Origin of the sequence: Mycobacterium sp. 48b (genome assembly GCF_048282725.1) — a bacterium.
In the GTDB taxonomy this organism is placed as follows: Bacteria; Actinomycetota; Actinomycetes; order Mycobacteriales; family Mycobacteriaceae; genus Mycobacterium.
The window spans coordinates 81,655-106,246 of the sequence record NZ_JBLVUL010000001.1; the positions used below are offsets into that span (position 1 = coordinate 81,655).

Consider the following 24,592-nt stretch of genomic DNA (forward strand, 5'->3'; position numbering starts at 1 on the left):
AACAACTGAGAGGGTGGCAAGGCTATGGCTGATAGATCGGCAATCGAATGGACCGAGGCCACGTGGAACCCTGTCACCGGCTGCGATCGCATCTCGGCCGGCTGCGACCACTGCTACGCCATGACTTTGGCCAAGCGGCTCAAGGCCATGGGTTCGGCGAAATACCAGAACGACGGTGACCCAAGAACCTCCGGCCCCGGCTTCGGTGTCACGATTCATCCGCAAGCTCTGGACGAACCGCTGCGCTGGCGCCAACCTCGCGTCGTGTTCGTCAACTCGATGTCGGACTTGTTCCACGCCCGGGTGCCGCTGAGCTTCATCCGTGACGTCTTCGATGTCTGCCGAGACACGCCACAGCACACCTACCAGGTACTCACCAAACGCAGCCTGCACCTACGGCGAATCGCCGAAAAGCTCGCCTGGCCAAGCAATCTCTGGATGGGCGTTTCTGTGGAGAACGTCGACGCACTGCCACGTGTCGACCACCTCCGGGAAGTGCCGGCCGCGGTCCGATTCCTCTCGTGCGAACCGCTTATCGGACCGCTGGACGGCATCGACCTCGACGGCATCCACTGGGTCATCGCTGGCGGAGAGTCCGGTCCCAACTATCGGCCCGTGGACGTCAACTGGGTGCGCGGCATTCGCGACGCGTGCAGCGATGCCGGTGTGCCCTTCTTCTTCAAGCAGTGGGGCGGACGTACACCGAAGGCGCTCGGCCGGGAACTCGACGGGCAAATTTGGGACGAAATGCCCGCGACGGCCGTCGGCTAGATCGGCGCGACTTTCAGGTCCTCGGTCTTGCCACCGACGCCGGTCGTGGACGTGAACCCCTCCTTGTAGAGCTGTTTGACCGCGGCGCGAGCGGCCGATTCGCGGACCTGCCCGATGTAGCTGCCAAACACCTGGACAGGGTGATCGCCAAGGCGTATGCAGCCTTTCGCTGTTACCAGCTGTCGGATATTCTCCGCGATGACCGGAATCGCGGCTTTCTCAACGTCTTTAATGTTGGGGGCCGCGCCGAACAGACCTGGGCCTTGATCCTTCTCCTGTTGGGCACTCACTCCCGCCCACCAGTCTTCGATCGCCTTCGCTGTCGCGTGAGAGAAGTTCCAGATGCCGGCTGGGTGCCGAGTCCCATAGATCAGGTGGTAGATCGGCTTGTGGGTCGGCGCCCGGCGCACCGGGACCACGACCAGCCCCATCTTGGTCGCCTGGTTGAGCCGCTGCGCGAATTCCCGCACGACGGCGTCAACGGCTTCGTCCGTGACACCCTGTTCGAAGTGCGCACGCCACCAGTCGCCGCCCAAGCTGACGTCGAGATTCTTCATGGTAGCTTCGCTCGGGGTTGCAGAGGTGACGTGTCCACCGATGCGGCGCACGGCCTCCAAGCTGAAGTTGATCATGACTTCCGTTGGTGGCCAAGGTTTTGCGCCACCCCTGTTGGCCGCCGCAACGAGATCATCGAAGGGGATGCCGACACCGCAAGGGTCCAGAAAGATGAATGCAGGACGGTCGGCAAAGTGCGGCAGACGGTCGCGCAGGTAGTTCGTCGCGTCGTCGCGCCGAGCGTCGACGTCGATGCCCTTGGCCCGGTACTTGTTGCAGAGCCCGTCCAGGGCCTCGAACGATTCGCGCTTCTTCTCGCAGAGATGCAGCGAGATCGGCACGCCCGACCCAAACTTCTGCCCTACCGCGAATTCGAGCATCTGGCCGGCAGACCCCAGATCGCCGTTGGCGTAGACGCCACGCCCCGCGAATCCGTCGAAGTATGCGGCGCAGCGTGCGACCGAGGCGGTGCGGATCAGGAACACCGGCAGGTAGCGCTTGAGCAGTTTATGCTTCAAAACCCCTGGTAGACGCACATCTCTCCAGTAATTATCGTTGGCACCAGTGGCCATCTTCACCTCCATCGTGCCGAGGGGCCACAGGAGAGGATCCACAGCAGCGACGCTCGCGAATGCTGACGCATCCCCGAGCGTCGCTTAGGATCGGGGTGTCTGCCCAGACATGCCCGAGGTCCGCGCTGGAATCCGATCCAGTGAGGGCCTCGGCGTTTCCATATGCAAGCCTTGGTTTGTGACCTGCATCTCCAATTCTATGCAAGGCCCGCGACATACTTCGGCGTGTCGAGCGGTATTTCAGGCATAGGCATCCGCCGGCGACCGAGCCGACACTCCATCGGATCGACCGCGCCCAGGTCGGACCATGCCCAGGAATTCTCAAAAACTTGTCATTTGTGACAACGGGGTGATATGTCGAATGAGAACGTGACACGAAGTTTGAGAACTGACACAAGCGCGATGCTGACCAGCCATGGTTGCCACCCGAGTAAGGGTTGCTAATGTATATGAAGAATCATTAGCTTTACTTGATCGTCGCGCTTCCATAGCCTCAGGCACATGGCCTCACCCGTCCTCGTCGGATTCCTCACCACCATGGCGCTGATCGCCGCGATCGGCGCGCAGAACGCCTTCGTGTTGCGTCAGGGCATCCGTGGCGAGCACATCGTGGCGGTGATCGCGCTGTGCACGGTCTCCGACCTGATCCTGATCGCCGCGGGCATCGCCGGCGTCGGCGCCGTCATCACCGCCCATCCCGACGCCATGACAGTGGCGAAGTTCGGAGGCGCGGCCTTCCTGATCGGCTATGGAATCCTCGCCGCGCGCCGCGCCTTCCGGCCCTCGACCCTCAAATCCGTCCGAACGCACCCCCGCCCGGCTGGCCGAGGTGCTGGTCACCTGCCTGGCGCTGACCTGGCTGAACCCGCACGTGTACCTGGACACCGTGGTGCTGCTCGGCTCGCTGGCCAACGAGCACCAGGAGCAGCGGTGGCTGTTCGGTGCCGGCGCGGTGGCCGCGAGCGCGGTGTGGTTCACCGGCCTGGGCCTGGGTGCGCGTCGGCTTGCCGGACTGTTCGCCAGCCCGATGACCTGGCGCATCCTCGACGGCGTGATCGCGGTGATGATGGTCGCGCTGGGCGTCAGCCTCGCAGTGTCCTGAACACCGCGGTCTTGGGCCGGCGCGGCGCCGTCAGAATTCGTCAGGCAAGTGTGAAGCGGATTGCGTGCATGCGACAGACTTAGCAGGTGAGTCCCATGTTCCGCCGTGAACCGCGCCCCGCACCGCACCCCTTTGCGAACGCCCCGGCATGGTTCACCTCCGCCCTGGAACAGACCCCAGAGCACTCCACCATCGACGTCGACGGCTGCTCGATACACGTGCGCACCTGGGGTGACGCCGACAAACCTCCACTCGCATTCGTCCACGGCGGCGGGGCCCACTCCGGATGGTGGGATCACATCGCCCCGTTCTTCGCCCGCACCCACCGGGTCATCGCACCTGATCTGAGCGGCCACGGCGACAGCGGAACCCGCACCGAGTACGCCCTGTCGATCTGGGCCCGGGAGGTTCTCGCGGCGTCAGAGGCTTCGGGTTCCTCGGCGCGGCCCACCATCGTGGGTCACAGCATGGGCGGCTGGGTTGGTGCGTCGGCCGCCACCCGGTACGGCTCGCAGATCGACAGCATCCTGGTCATCGATTCGCCGCTGCGCGAGCGCGCTCCCGAAGAAGTCCGGTTGCGTAACCGGCGGCGGGACGCCGCGGGATACCCATCCGAGGAAGAGATCCTGGCCCGATTCAGGGCGGTTCCCAAGCAGGACGTGACGCTGCCCTATATCGGTCACCACATCGCGGTCGAGTCGATACGCAAGACCGACGAGGGCTGGGTGTGGAAATTCGACCCCGATATCTTCGGCGGCCACCTGCTCGACGAGACTTCCGCCGACGAAGAGATCCTGGAGAACACCTTCGCCCGAATCCCTTGCCGGGTCGGGTATTTGCGTTGCGAACGCGGAGTGGTACCTCTTCCGATGGCCGACCAGATTCGGTCGATGCTGCAATTGCGCGGCCCGTTCGTCGAACTGGCCGATGCCGGCCACCACCCCATGCTGGATCAGCCCCTGCCCCTGGTGGCGACCATCCGCACCCTGCTCGAATTCTGGTCGATCACCTAGCCTGCAGCGGTCCGGCGAACGACTTCTTCAAGGACACCGGGGCCACGACGGGCAACAGAGCGGCGAGCAGTTTGCGCTTGAGGCCTTTGGGGTTGCGGATCAATTCGATGTCGACGCGGGTGCCGCTTGCCTGCGGGGTGAGTTGGAAGGTCCAGCCGCCACCAGGACCGAAAACCTTCGAATCGTGGGTGGCCACGGTCACGCGCCGACGCTGAGCATCCCAGTCGTAGCGGACGCGCTCCCACGCCGCCGCGGTTCCCTCGGTCACTTCGGCCCAGGTATCTCCGAGCGAGTGCACCCGGAAATGGTCCGCGTCGATCGTCGGCCACTGCTGCGGACGCGTAGGCCCGAAGTCGGTGAGCACGCCCATCACGGCGGCGGGATCAAGCACGGAAGTCATCTGGAAGCGGACGACGGGCATGTCATACTCCTTCGGAATTGACTGGGGTACAAAGAAACTCATTTGACGACGCGCTGAACGTCATGTCCCCAATCTGACCAATTCCCGGCCATCAAGTCCAACGATCATTTTTGATCAATCCCATCTCCCGAGGAGATGACGACACCGGCAGGACACCCGAACACGCCGACAGCAGCACTCATGCCGAGGCTGGATTAACTCATGCCCGATTGGTCTTGGACGTGCATCAATGCCCTGCCTTACATTCCATTGTGAGGCGGGTCACTCGCCGTTGCATCCCCGACCACCGGGCCTCGGTGGGCTGACCAAAGGAGCGGAATGTCGATCACGCAGCCCGCGCCCGCCGACTTGCAGTCGGCGGTGTCGAAGTTCTTCCGCCGCGTCGTCCCGCTGCTGATCATCATGCTGATCTGCAATCAGCTCAACCGCGCGAACATCGGGTACGCCCAGGAATACCTCGAGGCAGACGTCGGCATCGGTGCTGCCGCTTATGGTTTCGGGGCAGGCGTGTTCTTCGTCGCCTACGCTCTTTTCGAACTTCCGAGCAACATCCTGATGGAGAAGTTCGGCGCCCGTATCTGGCTCGCTCGCATCATGATCAGCTGGGGACTGGTGTCCGCCGCCATGATGTTCGTCCGAAGCGCCGAGATGTTCTACGTCCTGCGCTTCCTGCTCGGTATGGCCGAGGCCGGCTTCTTCCCGGCAGTCATCTACTACATGGCCAAGTGGTTGCCCGACAGCCACCGCGGGCGGGCCACGGCGCTGTTCATCGCCGGATCCTCCATCGCCGCCGCGATCTCGGGTCCGCTGTCCGGCCCTCTCCTCTCATTGCACGGCCAGGGCGGTCTGCGCGGATGGCAGTGGCTGTTCCTGATCGAGGGGATGCTTTCGGTATTCGTCGGTGTGGTCGCGTACTTCATGCTCAACTCAAAAATCCGCGACGCCAGGTGGCTGACCCGCGCCGAACAGGACGCTCTCATCGACGCGATCGATGTCGAGGAGGCCGAGAAGACCAGGACATCCGGCGTCGAAGGCAAGGGCAACCGCTGGAAGATGCTGGCGGACCCCAAATTGCTGCTGTTCTGCTGGATCTACTTCGCCATCCAGCTTTCGATCTACGCCAACACCTTCTGGCTGCCCTCGATCGTCCGCCGCATCCACGGCCTCAACGACATCACCGTCGGCCTGCTGTCGAGCCTGCCCTGGATCAGCGCTGTCATCGCGATGTACCTGTCCTCGCGCCTCGGCGACCGTAGACCTGACCTACGTCGCCCGCTGCTGATTTTCGCCCTACTCACCGCCGCTGTCGGCACCTACCTGGCCGCCATCACCTCGCCGATACTGGCACTGCTGTTCCTGTGCATCGCGGCGATGGGCTTCAAGAGCGCCAGCCCGCTGTTCTGGTCCATCCCCCAATCCTCGATGCACCCAATGGTTTTGGCGCCCGCGATCGCGATCATCAACTCCCTGGGCAACCTGGGTGGATTCGTCGCACCATTCGGTTTCGGCCTGATCAAACAAGCCACCGGCGCCGTCACGTGGGGTCTGTACGCGCTTGCCGCCGCCAGCCTGATCGCCGCCGCGTCGGTGATGCTGGTCCGGAAGAAGTCCGTCGACGTCACCGACGTGTTCTTCCCCGAGCCGACACCGGCAGACAAAGCTTCGCACTGAGTTCCGGTCGATCACCAGAGCGGGTTGCCCCCGCCGAAGTGTCTGTCACGTCATGGCCCCCGGTAGGCTCCCGGAGCGGATGCCCACGCGCAATCGGAGGTCCGATACCCGTGCTCGACGCTGACGATGTGCGCTCCATCGCACTCTCTTTCCCCGAGACCGCCGAGAAGGAGCGCTGGGGCCATCCGACCTTCGACGTGGCGGGCAAGATGTTTGTCACCGTCCCCGACGACGAAACCTCATTCGCGGTGCGCTGCCCCCGGTTTGACCGTGAGGAGTTGATCGCCGCCGAACCGCACAAATTCTGGGTCCCCCAACACGAGGCTGCCTCGGCCTGGGTGCGGGTCCGGTTGGCTGAACTGGAGGATCGGCGAGAGCTCGGCGACATCCTGCTCGACTCCTGGCGGCAAGCCGCGCCGAGCCGGCTGACCGAATAGCGAGGTGGGCGCACCCGGTCAGACCGGCGCGTAGCGACCGGCCCACGGCATCGCCTGCTCAAGCTGGGCCCCCAGCTTGAGCAACAGTGATTCACCGGCCAGCGGGGCGACAAACTGGACGCCGAGCGGCAGCCCTTCCGCCGTCCAGTGCACAGGAAGCGAGATCGCAGGGCGGCCAGTGATATTCGCCAATTGCGTGTAGGGCACCCAGCCCAGGTTCTTGTCCACCATGTCGTCGACGATCTTGGTGAACCGCAACATGCTCGCGGTGCGGGTCTTGATCAGCGCGTCAGCAGCACGCTGCAGCACCACCGGCAGATCGAACTCGCCGATCCTCGGCGGCAGGGTTGCCAGGCTGGGTGTCAACAGCAGGTCGTACGACTCGAAGAAGGTCGTGAGCCGACGTGTGTGGTCGTGGCGCCGCTGCACCGCGTCCAGATAGTCGACACTGCTCGTGGAGCGACCGATCGCCGCCATGATGAGCGTGTCACGTTCGAAGGCGTCATCGCCGGCGCCGGTCAACCGCTTGGCCTCGGCGAGCTCCCATGCGCTGTAGACGAACCAGGTGAGCAGGAAGTCGCGGGCAAGCGCGGCGTCGTCGAACGGCGCCTGAGGTAACTCCTCGACGTGGTGACCGAGTTCGGTCAGTGCGGCCGCCGTTGCCTCCACCGCCGCGAACGCCTCGGGGTGGGGCGCCGGGTTGATCGCCGTCGGCACCCGCAGCCCGATCCGCAGTTTTCCGGGATCGGCCCCCACACATGACGCGAACGGCTCAGCGGGCAGCCCCGGCACATACGGCCCCCAGGGTTCGCCACCGCTGAGGACATCGAGCATCCCTGCCGTATCGCGCACCGTCCGGGAGACGACGCCTTGAACGGCCGCGCCGTGCATGGATTCGGCGACCACCGGACCCGACGGTGTGAGCCCGCGGCCCGGCTTGAGTCCGACCAGTCCACAACTGGCCGCCGGGATGCGAATCGATCCACCGCCGTCATTGGCGCCGGCACACGGCACGATGCCCGCGGCCACGGCGGCCGCCGATCCTCCCGAGCTCCCACCCGGCGACCTCGCTAGATCCCAGGGATTACGGGTCGGGCCCCACGCGTCGGGCTCGGTGATTCCCTTCGCGCCGAACTCCGGCGTGTTGGTTTTCCCGAAGATGACCAGGCCCGCATCGATCCAGCGCTGGACGACGGTGGCGTGCTCGGCGGCGTTCAGCGACATCAGCGCACGTGAACCGGCCGAGGTGGGCAGACCCGCGTAGTCCTGGGCAAGATCCTTGATCAGGAACGGGACCCCGGCGAACGGGCCGGTCAGATCGTCGGTCGGCGAGGCCGAGACGTCGCGCACGATGGCGTTGATCTTCGGGTTTACCGTCGACGCCCGCTCCTGGGCGGTCGCGAGCAGCTCAGCCGCCGAAACCTGCTTGTCGGCAACCAGTTTCGCCAATGATGTGGCGTCGTGCGCCCGGTACTCGTCGAAGTCCATGCTAAGAACCTAGACCGCGGTGATGTTGCGCGGTGGTCTACCGCAGGTGAGAAACATGGGGGCTGCCGCTGCCGAGGATTCCGACTTGGGCAAGCTGAGTACCAACCGACCCGAGGAGGAGCATCCGTGGACTTCACGACGATCCGGCACGAGCTCGACGACGGGATTCTCACCGTCGTCCTCGACCGCCCGGAGAACCTCAATGCCTTCACCGTCGAGATGGCCGACGAGCTGGAGCGGACCTTCGTGGCGGTCAACGACGACGATGCGGTGCGTGCGGTCATCGTTACCGGCGAGGGCCGCGCCTTCTGCGCCGGCATGGACCTGTCCAGCGACGGCAACGTGTTCGGCCTGGACGAGTCCAAGTCGCCGAGCCTGGCCGACATGGCCGACCTCGATGACCCCGAGCTGCGACGGGTCCGCGATACCGGCGGCCGGGTGACGCTGGCCATCTACGCCTGCCGCAAGCCGGTGATCGCCGCCATCAACGGGGCTGCGGTCGGGATCGGCGCGACGATGACGCTGGCCATGGACGCCCGGCTCATGTCGACGAAGGCCCGCTTCGGGCTGGTCTTCGGAAAACTCGGCATCACCCCGGAAGCGTGTTCGACCTGGTTCCTTCCCCGAATCGTCGGCATGCCAACTGCTTTGGATCTGGTGTACCGCTCCGACATCCTCACCGCGGACGCTGCCCGCGAGATCGGGCTGGCGCAGGCCGTCCACGAACCGGACGCACTCATCGCCGAGGCACGGGCGCTGGCCGACGCGTGGACCCGCGACCGCTCACCGGTCTCGGTCGCGCTCATGCGGCAGATGCTCTACCGCAATGCAGCCGAACCGCACCCGGTCGACGCCCACCGGGTGGACTCACTGGCTATGTTCTACACAAGCATCGGCGACGGCCACGACGGAGTGCGAGCCTTCCTCGACAAGCGGCCACCGCGGTTCTCCGGGCGGGCTTCCGACATGCCGTCGTTCTATCGGGAGTGGATCACCGGCGACTGAACTGCGCTGTCTTCGGTCTCCCGCGGGCGTGCGGGGGGTTTGAGCACAATCCATCCTGCGATCGCGGCGACTACTGCGACGCCACCGGCAACGAGGGACGTCACGTGGAAGCCATCAATGAAGGCCCCCTTCACGATATCTCCGAGCTGAGCACCGGAGGGGCCGGGAATCGAGCGTGCCGCATGAACCCCGGACAACATCGAGTTCATCGCCGCGGCACGCGCCTCGGGCGGCAACGAAATGTTGGCCAAACCAGTAGTTACCTTGTCGGAGTACACCGACGCGAGAATTGAACCAAGCACTGCGACACCCAGCGTTCCGCCGAGTTCGCGGCTGGTGTCGTTGACGGCGGATCCGGCACCGACCTGTCCGGTCGACAGCTCATTGAGCACCACGAACGTCGCGGGCCCCGAGACGAGGGTCACCCCGGCAGCCAGTGTCACCATGACCGGAACGATGACGGTCCAGTATGGCGTGGCCGCGTTGTATTGGACGGTGAGCCAGAAGGCCACGGCCATCACGAGCGATCCGATCGCCGCCGTGCGACCCGCTCCGATCTTCGCACCCAACCACATCCCCGGCCCTGCGAAAACCGCCATCGCTATCGCGAACGGCAATGTCCGGATGCCTGTTTCAAACGGCAAATACTCTCTGATGCCCTGGAAGTACTGCGTCATGAGAAACACGAACCCCATGAGGGCGAACATGCCGAACGTCAGCAGCAGCGCCGCGGCAGCGAAACCGCGATCACGAAAAAGCCGAACCTCAAACAGCGGCGATGAGAATCGGGTCTCCCACAACACGTACGCAGCGATCACCGCTGCGCCGATCACCAGCCCACCGACGGTACGCGGTGCCAGCCAGCCATGGTGGGGGGCTTCGATGACGCTGTAGACAAAGATCGAGATACCGATCATCGACAGCACCATGCCACCGAGATCGAAGGATCCGACATGTGTGTTCCGACTCTGTGGAACCAGAGCCGCGACACCGATCAGGGCTATGCCACCGGCAGGTACGTTGATCCAGAAGATCGACCCCCACGAGTAGTGGTCGAGCAACCAACCGCCGACTACCGGACCGATCGCAGCCGCGATTCCGGCGACCGCGGCCCAGGTCGCGACCGCGATGGCGCGCTCTTTCAAGTCGTCGAAGATGATGACCACGATCGCAAGTGTGGCCGGGAAGACCAGAGCGGCGAACAGCCCAAGGCCGGCCCGGGCAGCGATCAGTTGCCCCAGGCTCCCCGATATCGCGGCGAGGGCTGACACCGCCGCGAAACCCGCGATTCCGATGATCAGTATGGTCTTGCGGCCGAACCGGTCGCCCAGATAACCACCGGTGAGCAGTAGTCCGGCGAACACGAGCGTGTACATGTCCACAACCAGCTGCAGATCGGATGTGCTGGCGCCCAAGTCAGTTGAGATCGTCGGCAAAGCAACGTTCACAATGGTGTTGTCGAGAAACACCAGCAACTCTGCAAAGCACAGGGCCGCCAGCCCGAACCATCGGATCCCCAAAAAGCCCATTTGCACAGCCCTTCTTGTGTCGGTCAGACGCTGCTGCGACGGAAGTTGAGGTCGCAGCGCACACGTGCCGCTGGACCAGCGTGGATGCAATCTCTGAAGTCAGCCTGGAACACGCCGTGCGCCAGGTATGAGTCGGACAAGACGCGGGCTCGCGGCACAGCAGGTACGTACCGTGGTGGCATAGAGCGCAAATGCTGTTTTCTGCCAAGGGGTTTGGTCCATACCGAGAAGTTCACGAGCCCGCGCATGTTGGATACCGCGGATCCCGGCATCTGGCACCAGCGAAGGAATCCATGCGTTCGGGCGCAGCGCCAAAGGGAGCAGCCGCGCGCCTTCGGCTGTCACTGTCAGTTCGTTGGCGCATACCTCGGCGAAGTAAGCGGTGAAACCGTCCCATGTCGTTGGCATCATGCGACTGGAAATGCCGTAGCGCTCGTACCACTCACAGCACTCCCGGTACAGCTGCTCGTATGCAGCCGGCTCTAGTGGCTTTGCGAAGGTGTTGATCGCGGTAACAAGGGATTCCACGTATGTGGCATGTTGGAAGAAGAACAGGTCCGGCCGCAACGCGTGGTAGCGACGTCCCGTCTCATCGGTCCCGGTTATGTGCTCGTGCGCGAACCGGATGACCGGCCGCGGATCCGCCTCCGAGTAAGCCAGGCCGATCATGTGCGTCACTGCACGCTTTTTGTGGTGCCACAGTTGGTTTGGCGCGTGGGCGTCCAGCGCGGCGGCAATCCCAGGATGCAGCACTTGCAGTGTGACGGCCCGCGGCAACATCAGCAAAAACCGGCGATCACCAAGGTACTTCCGCAAGAGAGATCCCTGCGCCATCGCTCGATCCACGACAATCCCCCCGGGTCTCGTTGACCACATCGGCCAATTCACCATCCCTTTGTTGTGGAGCCCTGCGTATCCAGCCGGTTTGGCAGTCGACCTCCAGCCGTACCGATCTGTAGTCGTGGCCCCCCGAGAACCACAGGAACCTCCACTCGATTCGACGGTGACTGGATACGCGCGTGATGCGCGGCGACCACCTTCGGTGCATCCACACGTCTGAATCCGGTTGCCCTAGTCGGGATCAACGGTTGGTACCGCAGCATCGAGCAGCCGGTGGATGGCATCGAGCGATGCAGGCTTGCCGGCCAATTCGCGCTCGATGAATCCGATGATGGCCACCTCGTGATCGACCACATACTCAAAAAAGTCCTGATGCGCCGTGCCATAGAACGCGTCGGAAAGGCGTTGGAACACCGGCAGATAGCGACGCGTCGCCAGTCGTAGCGAGTGCAGCTGAACGCGCCACGGCCAGTACACCGATGGTGGCGCAGCGAACCGGCCGGCAGTGCCCGCGAGCCGGTTGGTCGGCTTCACGCAAACACCGCTGTGCTGGAGGAACTTCCGAGTGGCCTCGTTGGTCTGCGCCTCAAGGGCGTGAATGGTGCGCCAAGCTTCTTCCTGACGCTCCTCGCGCGCGTGTGACGCGGCCACCAGAGCGAACGACTCGCCGAGCTCTTCAGATTCGACCAGCTTGCGTAGGCCGCGTCGGATCCCACCGGTCGTCCGAATCACAGTCCGATCCGCCACCGTCACCCCACCTTTCGTCGTCGCTCATCTGCGTGAAATCCCAGCCACCGCACCACGAAAGCAATCGTCGGGGCCGCTCGACGAGGGCACCGACCACTCCCCAGCCATTTCTGCGAACGCTCGTTCTCAGAAAGAATGACACCGCCCGCCTCATCCGTCAAGAGATGTGCTCCAAGCCCTCTTCTCGGTCGTAGGCGGCGCCCCCAACCCACTTCGCCACCGGGCACCACGCTCGGCAGACTCGGCACGCCAACGTTTGGCGCGCGCGCAAAGCGGCTATCGACAACGCATGTCTCAACCCAACGCTGACAGCCCCATCGATGACGTCGCACCCGGTGACGTTGTCGCCCTCGGTACCGGTGAACCCGTCTGCAAGGTGGTGCACAAGGAGCGGACGGATTCGGGTTATCTCGTCACGTTCGAAACCGATGACGGCGAGACGTTCCAGCGGGAGTTGGCCAAGGGCACGCGGGTGACGCGGTCATTGGAGTCCAAGTGGGAGTCGACCCAGAGCCCGACCGCGCACAAGACACAGTGATCCCGCGCTAGGTGGCCGCGCCGCCATTCCGCACCCTCCCGCTGCGCAGACGCGCAATCCAAATGCGGACGGGCGACCCTAGCCGAACATGGGTCCTTGCTTGTCAAGCGGCTCGACACCGGCGGGAATCGCACCGTCAGCCCAATTGGTCCGTGTGTTGTGTTTCGCGCCCGCGAACGTTGCCTCCGAGACGTCTGAGAGCACAAAATCGGCCCCACCAAGGTTGGCGTTGCTAAAGTCCGCCCTGGACAAGTGCGCGCTATCTAAATATGCATCGGTAAGGTCCGCGCCCGCAAAGCTGGCCTGCTCGAGGCTAGCGGCTTGAAAAACTGTCTCTCGCAGGTCAGCTCGGTCAAACGCTGCGTTCGACAAGAACGTACTCGCGAGAGAAGCGCGATAGAGATTCGCACCTTTGAAGTCTGCCGGAGAAGGTCGCTTCTCGTCGGTCTGTGCGTCGGTGCGGGCGTTCTGGAGCCGCGCTTCCGTCAAATTAGCTTCGGAGAGATTAGCCGACGTCAAGTCGGCCTTGATCATCACCGCGTGGGACAAATCGCACCGAAACAAGTCCGTCCCACGGAGGGTTGCACGATAGAAACTCGTTGAGCTCAAGTCGGTCTCGGAAAAGCTGAAGCCGGATAGATCGGCTCCAGATAAGTCCAATGAACACGATCTCCAGCTATCTGGGCTATCGGTGCGCAAAGGCCTATGTGAGCGAATGAGATTGACTATCGCCTTTCGGACTTCGAGGTCTTGCTGTGGGTCTTCCCCAGCGCGGATGACACTACCTAAGCGGGCTCTTCGGAGTTGAGCACACAGAAGGTGCACACACACTTGCCGCTGAATGTCATTGCCGAATCGATGCCAATCGTCCGCGAGTGATGCAAGAGCGTATGCGCCAGCAGTCCGCACGCCATAGTCAGGCGATCCGAGCTGATTCGTTGCAACAGAAAGACTTTCACGCAAATTTCTCTCACGGTCGTCCTTCCGCCTGTCAACTTCGAGTTGGTGGCGACTGCGATCCAAGTCGTATTTCTTCGTATCAAGCGCCAACTGCTCGGTTGCATTGAGCTGCGCCTGAATTGTGACCCGATGGGCACGCTCAGCAGTGTCTTGGCGCCGGTACGCGACCAACGCGGCTCCGCCGATACCAACTACAGCCACAATAGTGGCGGTCGTGCGAGCAGCATCGAATAACGCCGCTCCGTCGGCATGCGACAGCCAAGTCCACCATCCACTGTCTCCGCGTAGCGGCGCGGGTTGACGGCTAAGAAGCCACGCGAGCCACCCGAAGAGGGCGCCCCCTAAAACTGTGCCGGCGACTGTTCCGATGACCACCAGCCCCGCAAGTGACATCCGACCTTCGTTTTTGGCCGATTCAGTCCTTTTCGACGGCTTGTTGTCCCTCGACTCATATCCATCAAATGACTGGCCTAAGAGCTGTCCGCGACCCTCGCGATGGGTCGGCTCACTGGGCACGTGCACCGAGCAAGCGTGCCAGCCGGTGGGCCATCGATCGAGGAATAATCCCGGCATGTCGTCACATACGTCGGGACAAACCAGGAACCCGATGCGGGTTGTCGTTACGCCTGGCGGCCAGGAGGCTGCCAACCTCTCCGATCATCCTTTTGCAATCTAGTTGGGCCTATCCGCCAAGTTCCGCCATTACACGATGTAATCCGCCATCCAGAAATACAACCGACACAAGGCGAAAACCACCCCTTGTCACATAACGCTACGGGCAGTAGCGTAACGCCGCGTGACCCGGAGTTTCCACGTCGGCCAGCCGTTCACCACGCCTGACGCCGATATCGCGGCGGCATTGGAGCAGGTCAGCATCCCGACGCTGCTGCTCTCGCTCGTGCACATCACCGGCGATGCGCGCTACATCCGCGAGTTCAAACAGGCCGGACTGTTCCTCAACGAGGTCCAGGGCTTCATGAGCGAGGAGGACAAGGCCCGGGTGCGCGAGGTCGCGCTGCCGGTGATCGCCGACTACCGCGACCGCGGCTGCCCGGTTCCCGACCCGCTGCCGGCCGAGCTGGTCCGGGAGATGCTGGACTGGGCGGCCTGCGAGACGGTCGACGACGACAACCTGCCGCTGGTACTCGAGGAACTCGACCTCGAGGGCGTCGATCCGCGCCGGCCCACCACGCTGGAGGACACCGACGGCTTCCGCGTCGTCGTGATCGGCTGCGGGGAGTCCGGTGTGCTGGCCGGGGTGCGCCTCAAGCAGGCCGACATCGACTTCACGATCGTGGAGAAGAACGCCGGTCCGGGCGGAACCTGGTGGGAGAACAGCTATCCCGGCGCCCGCGTGGATGTGGCCAACCACTTCTACTGCTACAGCTTCGAACCCAGCAATCACTGGGACCACTTCTTCGCCGAGCAACCCGAGCTGCGCCAGTACTTCCAGGACGTGGTCGAACGCCACAATCTGGGGCCCCACATCCGGTGGAACACCGAGGTGGTCTCGGCGGAGTGGGACGGCAAGATGTGGAACGTCACGGTGCGCTCGGCCGCAGGCACCGAGACTCTGCGGGCCAATGCCGTCATCACCGCCGTCGGCCAGCTCAACCGGCCGCAGATCCCCGACTTCCCCGGCGCGGAAACCTTTGCGGGACCGGCATTTCACTCCGCGGCGTGGGATCACGACGTCGATGTCACCGGCAAGCGGGTCGCCCTGATCGGGGCCGGTGCCAGCGGCTTCCAGATCGCCCCGGCCATCGCCGACAAAGTCGAGCACCTCACCGTCTTCCAGCGCACCGCACAGTGGATGTTCCCCAACCCGATGTACCACGAGCCCGTCGCCGACGGGGTGCGCTGGGCGATGGAACACCTGCCCTATTACGGTCGCTGGTACCGCTTCCTGCTGCTGTGGCCCGGGGCCGACAAGGGCCTGGACGCCGCCCGGGTAGACCCCGACTACGACGATCAGGGCAACGCGGTCAGCGAGATCAACGCCATCGCCCGCATCATGTTCACCGACTGGATCACCACCCAGGTCGGCGACGATCCCGAGCTGCTGGCCAAGGCGCTGCCCGACTACCCGGCCACCGGTAAACGCACGCTGCAGGACAACGGCAGCTGGCTGGGCACCCTCAAGCGCGACAACGTCGACCTGATCCGCACCCCGATCGAGCGCATCACCCCGACCGGGATCGTCACGACCGACGGACAGACCTGCGACGTCGACATCATTGTGTACGCCACGGGTTTTCGTGCCACCGACGTATTGTTCCCGATGACCATCACCGGGCGCGACGGCGTCGACCTGCACGACGTCTGGGGCCGGCGTCCGTATGCCTACCGCGGCATCACGGTGCCCGGCTTCCCCAACTTCTTCATGACCTACGGCCCCGGCACGCACCTCGCCCATGGCGGCAGCCTGATCCTCAACTCGGAGCTGCAGATGCGCTACATCAACAAGTGCCTGGAGCATCTCATCACCGAGGGCCTGCGGACCATGGAGCCGCTGCCCGAACCGACGAAGGAATGGCACCGCCGCTCGCAGGAGGCGATCCGTCAGACCGTGTGGGCGCAGCCCTCGATCAAACACTCGTACTTCAAGAACGCCGACGGTGAGATCCACACCGTCAGCCCATGGCGATTGAGCGAATACCGCTCTGCCATCAACGAACCCGTATGGGCAGACTTCACAGTGCAGGAGGCTTGAGCATGCGCGCAGTCGTCGTCGACAGTGCCGGAAAGGTCCACGTCGAGACCCGGCCGGACCCGGTCCTGCCCGGTCCCGACGGGGCGATCGTCAAGGTCGAGGCCGCGTCGATCTGCGGATCGGACCTGCACTTTCTGGAGGGCCATTACCCGATCGCCGATCCGGTGTCCGTCGGGCATGAGGCCGTCGGCACGATCGCCGAAATCGGTCCGGAGGTAGCCGGATTCGCCGTCGGCGACCGGGTGCTCGTCTCATCGGTGGCCGGCTGCGGGCACTGCGGCGGCTGCGCCACCCACGACCCCATCCGTTGCGTACAGGGACCTCAGATCTTCGGCACCGGATTCCTCGGCGGCGCCCAGGCCGAGCTGCTTGCGGTGCCGGCCGCGGACTTCCAGCTGCTGAAGATGCCGGAGGGCATCAGCACCGAGCAGGCCCTGCTGCTGACCGACAACCTGGCCACGGGCTGGGCGGCGGCCAAACGCGCCGACATCCCGATCGGCGGCTCCGTCGCGGTGATCGGCTTGGGTGCGGTCGGCATGTGCGCCCTGCGCAGTGCCATCACCCTCGGTGCGGCAAAGGTTTTCGCCGTCGACCCGGTGGAAGCCAGGCGTGACCGCGCGGAAGCTTCGGGCGCGACGACCTTCGCCCCGCCCTCGGCGCAGGCAATCCGGGAGGCGACCGGTGGCCTCGGCGTGGACTCCGTCATCGACGCGGTGGGCATGGACGCCTCGATCAACGACGCCATCGACGCCGTCCGCGCCGGCGGCACGGTGTCCATCGTCGGCGTGCACGATCTGCAGCCCTACCCGATGCCGGCACTGGCCTGCCTGCTGCGCAGCCTGACCATCCGGCTGACCACCGCCCCGGTGCAGCAGACCTGGCCGGAGCTGATCCCGCTGCTGCAGTCCGGCCGGCTCGACGTCGACGGGATCTTCACCACCACGATGTCGCTGGACGATGCCGCAGACGGGTATGCCAGGGCGTTCTCCCGCTCGGGCGACGACCTGAAGGTTCAGCTCAAGCCGTAGCGCTGTCGTGGTGTCCAGTCACATTGATTGACAACACTTTTCGCGAAAGCCGCGTTGCGTCTCCATCGAGTTCACTGTCAATTCGCTGTGAACTTCTTGAATGCGTGTCCACCGCAACACAATCAGCGGTCTTACAACACATCGTTACGCTATGCAAATTTTCGTGAGTCGGTTCACAATCCGGAATCAACTCGCCGCCAACGGAATAACACCCCCGGTGGGCGCGGTTAAACGGACACGTGCGCCAATCGAACTCGTTAGTTGACTGTCCGAACGCGGCGCCGCAGCGCCAGGCACTGCCTACCACCCTCGCCGGGCGGCGCTGATGCGTCAGGGTCCGCTCGCCGGCCGGTATCCCGCGGTGGCCACCATGGTCACCTTGGCGCTGATTCCCTACCTGGCGCTCTCGGCCGCGGTCGATCCGCTGGTGCCGATCATCTCCGAGCAGCTGAACCTGTCGGCCCAGACCATGAGCCTCGGCTTCGGCCTCGGCAATGCCGCCTATGCGGTCGGCACGGTGCTGGCCGTTCAGTTCGCCCAGCACCTGCCCCAACGCAGGATGCTTTTGGCCTACGCGGTCGTCCTGGTTGTGGGGTCAGTGATCGCCGCATCGGCCGTCAACGGGGCGATGTTCATCGGCGGTCACATCCTGCAAGGTCTGGCCACCAGCATGCTGTTGATCGCCGCGGCGCCGCCGCTGACCATCGGCTTCCCCAGGGACAAGCTGCGGCATACGGCCGTGATCATGAACATGTGCGTGTTCGGTGCCGTCGCCCTCGGCCCGTTCATCGGCGGTGCCCAGGCCGAAGCCCTGGCGTGGCGGCCACTGTTCTGGATCATCGCGGCGATCGCCGTCGGCGCCCTCGTCATGGCCGCCTTGACGTTCGAGGACGCACCGCCTGCCGACCTCGACGCTCCCCGTGACCTGCGGGCCATCGGCTTGGCGTCGGTCGGCTGCGCCGCGGCGTTCATCGGTGCCGCACAACTCACCAGCCATGAATTCACCGATCCGGTGGCGATCGTGCCGATGCTGGGCGGGCTGGCCCTGATCGTGGGGCTCATCGTCTACCAGTTCCGGTCCCGCCGGCCATTGCTGACCGTCCGCACCATGCTGACCAGTTCGATCCCCGTCGCCGGCGTCGGTCTGGCGTTGTTCGCGGCGGCCGCCTCAGTGGCGGCCACGGCACTCACGGCCCAAGTTTTCATGCAGACGTACAGCCCGGTGCAGGTGGGCCTGCTGTACCTGCCCGAACTCGGCGGCGCCATCGTGATGGCCTTCGTCTTCGGGTTCGTCATCTCCCGGCGGGCCATGCACTACCTGCCCCTGGTCGGCATGGCGCTGTTGGCGGCCGGCATCGTGGTCTTCCGGTTCGCCCTTCCCGCCAATCAACCGCTGGCACTGCTGGCCTCGGCGCTGACGGGGCTGGCGCTCGGCGCCACGGTGGCGCCCGCACTGTTCGTCGCCGGTTTCTCACTACAGTCCAACAGCCTGCAGCGAGTGTTCGCGATCATCGAACTGTTGCGAGCCGTGGCCGCCTTCATGGTCGCGCCGATCTTCGCGCACTTCGCTGCCAGAGCGGCCGGCGGTCTGACGGCCGGCGCGGGCGACGCCCTGTGGATCGGATTCGGACTGGCCGTCGGCGGCGCCGTCTTCGGGGTGGCCGTGTACGCGCTCAGCGGCGCCCGGCCGCAAACGCCCGATCTCGACCAGTTCCTCGACGGTGAATCGCCGGCCTGGTACTCACCGCCGCTGCTGGCTCGGCTGCGTCCCGGGCTGACCACGCCGGCCGTGACGCCCGACCTGGCCCGTCCGGTCGCGCGACCCGAAACCGCCGCTCCGGCGTCGCCCGGGCCCGTGCTGTTCGCCTACGACGGATCGACACGCGCCGCCTCGGCCATCGAGCAGGCGGCAGCCGAGCTGCCGACCGAGCGGGACGCCCTGGTGGTGTGCGTGTGGCAACCCGTCGACGTGGGATTCACACCCGTCGAGGCGACACATTTCGACGCAGACCAGGCCACCGAGGTTCGCCACGCGGCGGCTCAGACGGCCGCACACGGGGCATCGCTGGCCACCCGGGCCGGCTTCCGGGCCCGCGGCCTGGCCGTCGAGGCCGCGCCGATCTGGAAGGGCATCGTCGAGACCGCCCACGAACACAACGCCAGCCTGATCGTGGTCGGCCCGCACCGGCGCAGTGGACTGCTGGGACACCTGGAAGGCAGCGTGGCCGGCGCCGTTGTCGCGCATGCCACGACGCCGGTCTTGGTCGTGCCGGAGGGGTGCGCCGTTCAGTCTGCGTCCAGGGCGTGAGCCACTCGAACTTTCACGCCCTGGCCGCAGGATCAACCGGAGATTGCAGGTAGTTCCGGAGGTTGTCCCGCAACGTGGACACCCCCCGCTGCATGATCTTGAGTTCGTCCAGTGACAGACCGGTTGCCGCCACGAGATCCATCTCGAACGCCTGCTCTCGGAGTTCACGGCCGGCGTCGGTGAGGCTGACGACCACCTGACGCTCGTCGCCGGGATCACGTTGCCGCGTGACGTACCCCAGCGCTTCGAGCTTCTTGAGGATGGGCGTCAACGTGTTGGACTCCAGGAACAGTTTTTCGCCCAGGCCACCCACGGTCTGATGGTCTTGCTCCGAGAGCGCGACGATCGCGATGTACTGCGTGTACGTGATGCCCCTGGCATCAAGGATCGGCTTGTAGGCCTTGCCGTAGGCGAGGTTGGCCGAGTAGATGGCAAAGCACAGGAAGTCGGAGAGCTTCGGAGCCTCAGGTGCCATGGCAAAATTATATCGGACCCGATTCAATCGGATGGGATGGAATGCTGAGCATCCCGCGTTCATCTTTAACGCATCCAATTGCATCGGACCATCCACCCGAAGGAGACCGCAGTGACCACGAGCCAGACCGACAACGTCCTCTACACCGCACAGACCCACACCACCGGCGGACGCCAGGGCGAGTCCTACAGCTCCGACGGCAACCTCGACATCCAGCTGACCCCGCCGGGCGGCAAGGGCACCGGCACCAATCCCGAGCAACTGTTCGCAGCCGGCTGGTCGGCGTGCTTCCTCAGTGCCATGGGTCTGACCGCGGGCAAGCACAACGTGAAGCTGCCCGCCGAGACCGCGGTGGACGCCGAGGTAGACCTGCTCAACACCGACGGGGCGTTCTCACTGCGGGCCCGGCTCAACGTCACCATCCCGGGCGTCGATCGGGAGACCGCCCAGGCGATCGCCGATGACGCACACCAGGTCTGCCCGTACTCGAAGGCGACCCGCGGCAACATCGACGTCACCGTCAGCGTGGCCTGACACGTTGCGCCCGGCCGGGGTTACTCCTTCATGTCCAGCACCGGTGTCGGCCGCTGGAATCCACGAGTGACCCCGGCCAGCCATACGAATCCCACTGCCAGCCAGCACAACCCGACGATCAGCGTGACCCCGGACAGGCTGGTCCACAGCCACACGGTCAGCAGGAAGCCGATCAGTGGCAGGACAAGTTTGCTGATCACCTGGAGGCCATGACGTTCGTGACGGTCGACGAAGTAATGCTTGATGACCGACAGGTTGACCACCGAGAACGCCACCAGCGCACCAAAACTGATCAGCGAGGCCAGCGTGGCCAGGGAGATGACGGTCGCCAGTAGCGATACGACCGACACCGCCAGGATCGCGTACACAGGGGTGGCGAACCGCGGCAAGACGTAACCGAAGACCGGGCGCGGCAGGATGCCGTCGCGTCCCATCGCGTACAGGATCCGGGCCACCGAAGCCTGCGACGTGATGGCGGATCCGAGCGCACCGGCGACGTAGGCCGCGGTGAAGAAGGTCTGCAGGAACTGCCCGCCCGCGGTCAGCATCAGGTCCAGGGACCCGGACTCGACGTCGGCGAACTGGTTGGAGGGGAACACCAGTTGGCCGAGATAAGACAGCACGACGAAGATCACGCCAGACGCCACCGTTGCGATCATGATCGCCTGCGGCACAGATCGTCTCGGCTCCTTGGCTTCCTCGGACAACGTGGACACCGCGTCGAATCCCAGGAACGACAGGCACAGGATCGCCGCGCCGGCCAACACCGGGCTGAATCCGGTCGTGGTCCCGTCGCCGTGGATCGGAGCCATCAGATCGAGCGTGCCCAGGCTCAACACCTTTGAGGTGGCCAGCACCAAGAACGTCACGATGAAGATCGCCTGCACCGCGATGATGACGAAGTTCGCCCTGGCCACCGACACGATGCCGACGACGTTGAGCACCGTGACGATCGCGATGGACAGTACGACGAACACCCAGGACGGGATCGCGGGCAGCGCGGCGTGCAGATAGATGCCGATCACCAGGTAGTTGATCATCGGCAGGAACAGGTAATCCAGCAGCAGCGACCATCCGGCGAGAAATCCGGCCGGGGCGCCGAAAGTCTTCTGCGTGTACGTGTATGCCGACCCCGCCACCGGGTAGGCGACTGCCATCATGGCGTACGAGCGGGCAGTGAAAACCATGGCCGCCAGCGTCACCAGATAGGCGACCGACAACCTGCCACCGGTGGTCTGGGTGACGATGCCGTACGTGGTGAACACCGTCAGCGGCACCATGTAGACCAGACCGAATAGCACCAGCGACGGCAGCCCCAGGGCGCGGCGCAGCCGCCCCTCGGTCACTTCAGCCACATCGGACATGCCAGTTCCTCTCATTCCGCGGCCGAATAGACCTGCGCGCCTTGCAGATAGGTGGCGCGCACCGTCAGCGCCGGAAGCTCCGATGGTGGGAGATACCTGGGGTCACGGTCCAACCACACCAGGTCGGCGCTCGCACCGGGAACGATGCGGCCCCAATTCCCTTCCGCGAAAGCCTGATAGGCCACTGCAGTGGTGTAAGACGTCAACGCATGCTCGATCGGAAGGACCTCGTCGGGGGTCCAGCCGCCCGCCGGCTCTCCCTCGGGTGTGCACCGCGAGACCGCGACGGCAATACCGTCCAGTGGGGCACCCGAAGACACCGGCCAGTCCGATCCGAACGCCAGTGCCGCACCGGAACTCTCCAGCGTGCGCATCCGATACTGCCGATCTGCCCGCTGAGCTCCGAGCCGGGGAATCGTCAAGACGGTCATCAGGGCATCCATCTGCGCCCACAGCGGCTGCATGTTCGGGATGACTCCCAGCTCGGCGAACCGGCCGAGATCGGCGTCGTCCACCAGCTGCGCATGAGCGATCACGGGTCGCCGGTCCCGCGGACCGTTATGGCGCGCAACGTATTCGATGGCATCCAGAGCCTGCCGGACTGCGGCATCGCCGATGGCGTGGATATGGATCTGCAGACCCAGATCGTCGACCCTCCTGGCCGCCTCGGCCAGTGCGTTGCCCTCCCACAACTGCATGCCGTGGGAGTGCAGGCCCGAGCAGTACGGCTCCAGCAGCGCACCCGTCTCGTTCTCGACCACGCCGTCGGCGAAGAACTTCACGGTCTGCGCGGTCAACAGCGGTGAGCCCGCAGCCTCAACCCGGTCCCTGGCCGCGGCGTATTGCGTCACCTGCGTGTCGAAGTGGCGCGGGTCGGCGTAGAACGCCAGGTTGAACCGCATCCGCAGGGTGCCCTGCCGGACGGCCGCGAGATAAGTGTCCAGCTCTGCCGGCTCGACCCAGGCGTCCTGAACCCACGTCACACCGCGCGCCAGGTAGTAGTCGGCGGCCGTGCCCAACGCCGCGACCCGAACGGTCTCGTCGAGGGCGGGCATGACCGCGGTGACCAGGTCGGTGGCACCCCACTCGCGCAACGTGCCCAGCGGTGAGCCGTCCTCACGCCGCGGGATCTCACCGAGCACCGGCTCGGGAGTGTCCGCGGTGATGCCGGCGCGTTGCAGGGCAACCGAATTGACCCAGAAGGTGTGATAGTCCCAGGCCCGCAACGCCACGGGCCGATCCGGGACCGCCGCATCCAGCCACCGGGCGTCGAACAATCCCCCGGGGGCGAGACTGCCGTCGTACGACGCGCCGACGATCCACTCCTGCTCAGGATGCAAATCCGCGTATTCCTTTACCGCCGACACGATCTCGTCGACCGATCGGCAGGGCCGGACGGCAGGACCTGCCGACTCCAGACCGCCGAACAACGGGTGTGCGTGGCCGTCACCGAACGACGGCATCAGGAAGCCATCCTCCAGGTCGACCTTCTGATCGGCTGCCGATGCCAAAGCGTCGTCCCCCACTGCCTGCACCACCCCGTCGGCGACGAGGAGTGCATCGGTGGTCATGGTGGGTGTCCAGATCGCACCGCCGTAAAAGAGCGTCGCAGCCTTTTCGGGCACGGAGAACGAAGTCACAAACTGGTCCTATTTCTCGGGTCGAAACACCGTGGTCGCACCGCCTCCGGCGGCGAGTTCATCGAGGTCAGAGCGCCAGGAGCGGCATGCCGGCCCCGCCAACACAGGCAGTCGCCACGAGGCAGCACCGCACGACAGCGGTGCGCGGGCGGCCGCAGTGAGCGTGGTCATGTCACTCCTAAAGCGAATGGAATTCGTTTATTCTGTGACCCAGACCACCAAGTTGTAAAGCGGTAGGACGAAATCAAGGGGGAGCAGTTCATGGGGCGTCCATCGATACCGATCCTGTCAATGGACCGGATCGCCAGTGCAGCAATGGATCTCGTCAATACAACGGGCGGATTCACCATCCCGGAACTGGCCCGCAGGCTCAAGGTCAGCCCGTCGTCGCTGTACAACCACGTTTCCGGCCGTGAGCAGATCGTCGAGCTGCTCCGCGAACGGGCGATGTCGGAAGTCGAGTTGCCCGACGTCGACGCCGACCGGCCATGGGCCGATATCCTGGCCGACATCATGCGGTCGTACCGCAACAGCTTCGCCCGCTATCCGCGGCTGATTCCCCTGCTCACCGCGCACGCCGTCAACAGCAGCCAGGCCCTCACGATGTACAACGCACTGGCCGTCACCTTGACCCGCGCCGGGTTCAGTCCCACCGACACGCTGCGGACCATCACCCTGGTCGACAACTACGTGCTGGGCTCGGCGCTCGACCTCACCGCCCCCGACAAACCGTGGGAGTCGGGGGAGCCGGTCGGTCCGGAGCTGACCGCCGCACTGGCCACCGGCGCACCCAGGCCGGCACGCGCCGATGATGCGTTCGAGTACGGACTGGCGGTACTGCTGCGCGGGCTGACCCGCACCTGAGCGACCGGACGTCGCTG

22 protein-coding genes and 1 pseudogene are annotated in these 24,592 nt (G+C 64.7%); 12 read left to right on the plus strand and 11 right to left on the minus strand.

What is annotated here, in order from left to right; translation table 11 throughout:
• Positions 1 to 24: 24 nt before the first annotated feature.
• Positions 25 to 771 carry a DUF5131 family protein gene (locus ACNQR1_RS00435; RefSeq protein ID WP_418043200.1) on the plus strand — a complete coding sequence of 249 codons (747 nt, stop codon included), beginning with the start codon at positions 25 to 27 and terminating at the stop codon, positions 769 to 771.
• Here the strand turns inward: ACNQR1_RS00435 and tcmP are convergent.
• Positions 768 to 1,898 (minus strand): three-Cys-motif partner protein TcmP, encoded by a 1,131-nt coding sequence (tcmP, locus tag ACNQR1_RS00440; RefSeq protein ID WP_418043201.1) that lies wholly within the window; start codon positions 1,896 to 1,898, stop codon positions 768 to 770. The genes ACNQR1_RS00435 and tcmP overlap by 4 nt on opposite strands.
• Positions 1,899 to 2,399: 501 nt before the next feature.
• Between tcmP and lysE the strand changes: the two are divergent.
• Positions 2,400 to 3,000, plus strand: a pseudogene (lysE, locus tag ACNQR1_RS00445) (L-lysine exporter).
• Positions 3,001 to 3,095: 95 nt separating this feature from the next.
• Positions 3,096 to 4,013, plus strand: a complete 918-nt coding sequence (locus ACNQR1_RS00450; RefSeq protein ID WP_418050219.1) for an alpha/beta fold hydrolase — start codon at positions 3,096 to 3,098, stop codon at positions 4,011 to 4,013.
• On the opposite strand, the gene ACNQR1_RS00455 is transcribed toward ACNQR1_RS00450, so the two are convergent.
• A complete protein-coding gene (locus ACNQR1_RS00455; protein WP_418043202.1) occupies positions 4,006 to 4,434 on the minus strand; it encodes a hypothetical protein in 429 nt (142 codons plus the stop codon). The genes ACNQR1_RS00450 and ACNQR1_RS00455 overlap by 8 nt on opposite strands.
• A 318-nt stretch (positions 4,435 to 4,752) precedes the next feature.
• Between ACNQR1_RS00455 and ACNQR1_RS00460 the strand changes: the two genes are divergently transcribed.
• The gene (locus tag ACNQR1_RS00460; RefSeq protein ID WP_418043203.1) at positions 4,753 to 6,105 is read left to right on the plus strand and encodes an MFS transporter; all 1,353 of its coding nucleotides are present in this window, start codon (positions 4,753 to 4,755) and stop codon (positions 6,103 to 6,105) included.
• Positions 6,106 to 6,215: 110 nt separating this feature from the next.
• A complete protein-coding gene (locus ACNQR1_RS00465) occupies positions 6,216 to 6,542 on the plus strand; it encodes an MmcQ/YjbR family DNA-binding protein (RefSeq protein WP_418043204.1) in 327 nt (108 codons plus the stop codon).
• Positions 6,543 to 6,560: 18 nt separating this feature from the next.
• On the opposite strand, the gene ACNQR1_RS00470 is transcribed toward ACNQR1_RS00465, so the two are convergent.
• Positions 6,561 to 8,030 carry an amidase gene (locus ACNQR1_RS00470; RefSeq protein WP_418043205.1) on the minus strand — a complete coding sequence of 490 codons (1,470 nt, stop codon included), beginning with the start codon at positions 8,028 to 8,030 and terminating at the stop codon, positions 6,561 to 6,563.
• A gap of 126 nt (positions 8,031 to 8,156) precedes the next feature.
• On the opposite strand from ACNQR1_RS00470, the gene ACNQR1_RS00475 reads away from it, so the two are divergent.
• Positions 8,157 to 9,035: a crotonase/enoyl-CoA hydratase family protein gene (locus ACNQR1_RS00475; protein WP_418043206.1), complete on the plus strand. Its 879-nt coding sequence runs from the start codon at positions 8,157 to 8,159 to the stop codon at positions 9,033 to 9,035.
• Here the strand turns inward: ACNQR1_RS00475 and ACNQR1_RS00480 are convergent.
• From ACNQR1_RS00480 to ACNQR1_RS00490, 3 genes are all read right to left on the minus strand, one after another.
• Positions 9,008 to 10,564: an MFS transporter gene (locus ACNQR1_RS00480; protein WP_418043207.1), complete on the minus strand. Its 1,557-nt coding sequence runs from the start codon at positions 10,562 to 10,564 to the stop codon at positions 9,008 to 9,010. The genes ACNQR1_RS00475 and ACNQR1_RS00480 overlap by 28 nt on opposite strands.
• Positions 10,565 to 10,663: 99 nt before the next feature.
• The gene (locus ACNQR1_RS00485) at positions 10,664 to 11,398 is read right to left on the minus strand and encodes an oxygenase MpaB family protein (RefSeq protein WP_418043208.1); all 735 of its coding nucleotides are present in this window, start codon (positions 11,396 to 11,398) and stop codon (positions 10,664 to 10,666) included.
• 237 nt (positions 11,399 to 11,635) lie between these two features.
• Positions 11,636 to 12,151: a hypothetical protein gene (locus tag ACNQR1_RS00490; RefSeq protein WP_418043209.1), complete on the minus strand. Its 516-nt coding sequence runs from the start codon at positions 12,149 to 12,151 to the stop codon at positions 11,636 to 11,638.
• A 289-nt stretch (positions 12,152 to 12,440) separates the two neighbouring features.
• On the opposite strand from ACNQR1_RS00490, the gene ACNQR1_RS00495 reads away from it, so the two are divergent.
• Positions 12,441 to 12,689: a hypothetical protein gene (locus tag ACNQR1_RS00495; RefSeq protein ID WP_418043210.1), complete on the plus strand. Its 249-nt coding sequence runs from the start codon at positions 12,441 to 12,443 to the stop codon at positions 12,687 to 12,689.
• Positions 12,690 to 12,767: 78 nt separating this feature from the next.
• Here ACNQR1_RS00495 and ACNQR1_RS00500 read toward each other — a convergent pair whose 3' ends face one another.
• Positions 12,768 to 14,042, minus strand: coding sequence for a pentapeptide repeat-containing protein (locus ACNQR1_RS00500; protein ID WP_418043211.1), 1,275 nt, complete (start codon positions 14,040 to 14,042; stop codon positions 12,768 to 12,770).
• Positions 14,043 to 14,445: 403 nt separating this feature from the next.
• Between ACNQR1_RS00500 and ACNQR1_RS00505 the strand changes: the two genes are divergently transcribed.
• The 3 genes from ACNQR1_RS00505 (at position 14,446) to ACNQR1_RS00515 (ending at position 19,698) form a co-directional block, all read left to right on the plus strand.
• Positions 14,446 to 16,362 (plus strand): flavin-containing monooxygenase, encoded by a 1,917-nt coding sequence (locus ACNQR1_RS00505; protein WP_418043212.1) that lies wholly within the window; start codon positions 14,446 to 14,448, stop codon positions 16,360 to 16,362.
• Between the two features lie 2 nt (positions 16,363 to 16,364).
• Positions 16,365 to 17,390 carry an alcohol dehydrogenase catalytic domain-containing protein gene (locus ACNQR1_RS00510; protein WP_418043213.1) on the plus strand — a complete coding sequence of 342 codons (1,026 nt, stop codon included), beginning with the start codon at positions 16,365 to 16,367 and terminating at the stop codon, positions 17,388 to 17,390.
• 325 nt (positions 17,391 to 17,715) lie between these two features.
• The gene (locus tag ACNQR1_RS00515) at positions 17,716 to 19,698 is read left to right on the plus strand and encodes an MFS transporter (RefSeq protein ID WP_418043214.1); all 1,983 of its coding nucleotides are present in this window, start codon (positions 17,716 to 17,718) and stop codon (positions 19,696 to 19,698) included.
• A 13-nt stretch (positions 19,699 to 19,711) separates the two neighbouring features.
• Here the strand turns inward: ACNQR1_RS00515 and ACNQR1_RS00520 are convergent, their stop codons facing one another.
• Entirely contained in the window at positions 19,712 to 20,173 is a 462-nt protein-coding gene (locus ACNQR1_RS00520; protein ID WP_418043215.1) for a MarR family winged helix-turn-helix transcriptional regulator, read from the minus strand.
• 111 nt (positions 20,174 to 20,284) lie between these two features.
• On the opposite strand from ACNQR1_RS00520, the gene ACNQR1_RS00525 reads away from it, so the two are divergent.
• On the plus strand, positions 20,285 to 20,707 hold the full coding sequence (locus ACNQR1_RS00525; RefSeq protein ID WP_418043216.1) for an organic hydroperoxide resistance protein: 423 nt from the start codon (positions 20,285 to 20,287) through the stop codon (positions 20,705 to 20,707).
• 20 nt (positions 20,708 to 20,727) lie between these two features.
• On the opposite strand, the gene ACNQR1_RS00530 is transcribed toward ACNQR1_RS00525, so the two are convergent.
• From ACNQR1_RS00530 to ACNQR1_RS00540, 3 genes are all read right to left on the minus strand, one after another.
• Positions 20,728 to 22,071 (minus strand): APC family permease, encoded by a 1,344-nt coding sequence (locus ACNQR1_RS00530; RefSeq protein ID WP_418043217.1) that lies wholly within the window; start codon positions 22,069 to 22,071, stop codon positions 20,728 to 20,730.
• Positions 22,072 to 22,082: 11 nt separating this feature from the next.
• Positions 22,083 to 23,642, minus strand: coding sequence for an amidohydrolase (locus ACNQR1_RS00535; RefSeq protein WP_418050220.1), 1,560 nt, complete (start codon positions 23,640 to 23,642; stop codon positions 22,083 to 22,085).
• Positions 23,643 to 23,720: 78 nt separating this feature from the next.
• Complete coding sequence (locus ACNQR1_RS00540; RefSeq protein WP_418043218.1) at positions 23,721 to 23,882, minus strand: hypothetical protein; 162 nt, start codon at positions 23,880 to 23,882, stop codon at positions 23,721 to 23,723.
• A gap of 90 nt (positions 23,883 to 23,972) precedes the next feature.
• Between ACNQR1_RS00540 and ACNQR1_RS00545 the strand changes: the two genes are divergently transcribed.
• Positions 23,973 to 24,575, plus strand: a complete 603-nt coding sequence (locus tag ACNQR1_RS00545) for a TetR/AcrR family transcriptional regulator C-terminal domain-containing protein (protein WP_418043219.1) — start codon at positions 23,973 to 23,975, stop codon at positions 24,573 to 24,575.
• The last annotated feature ends 17 nt before the right edge of the window (positions 24,576 to 24,592 follow it).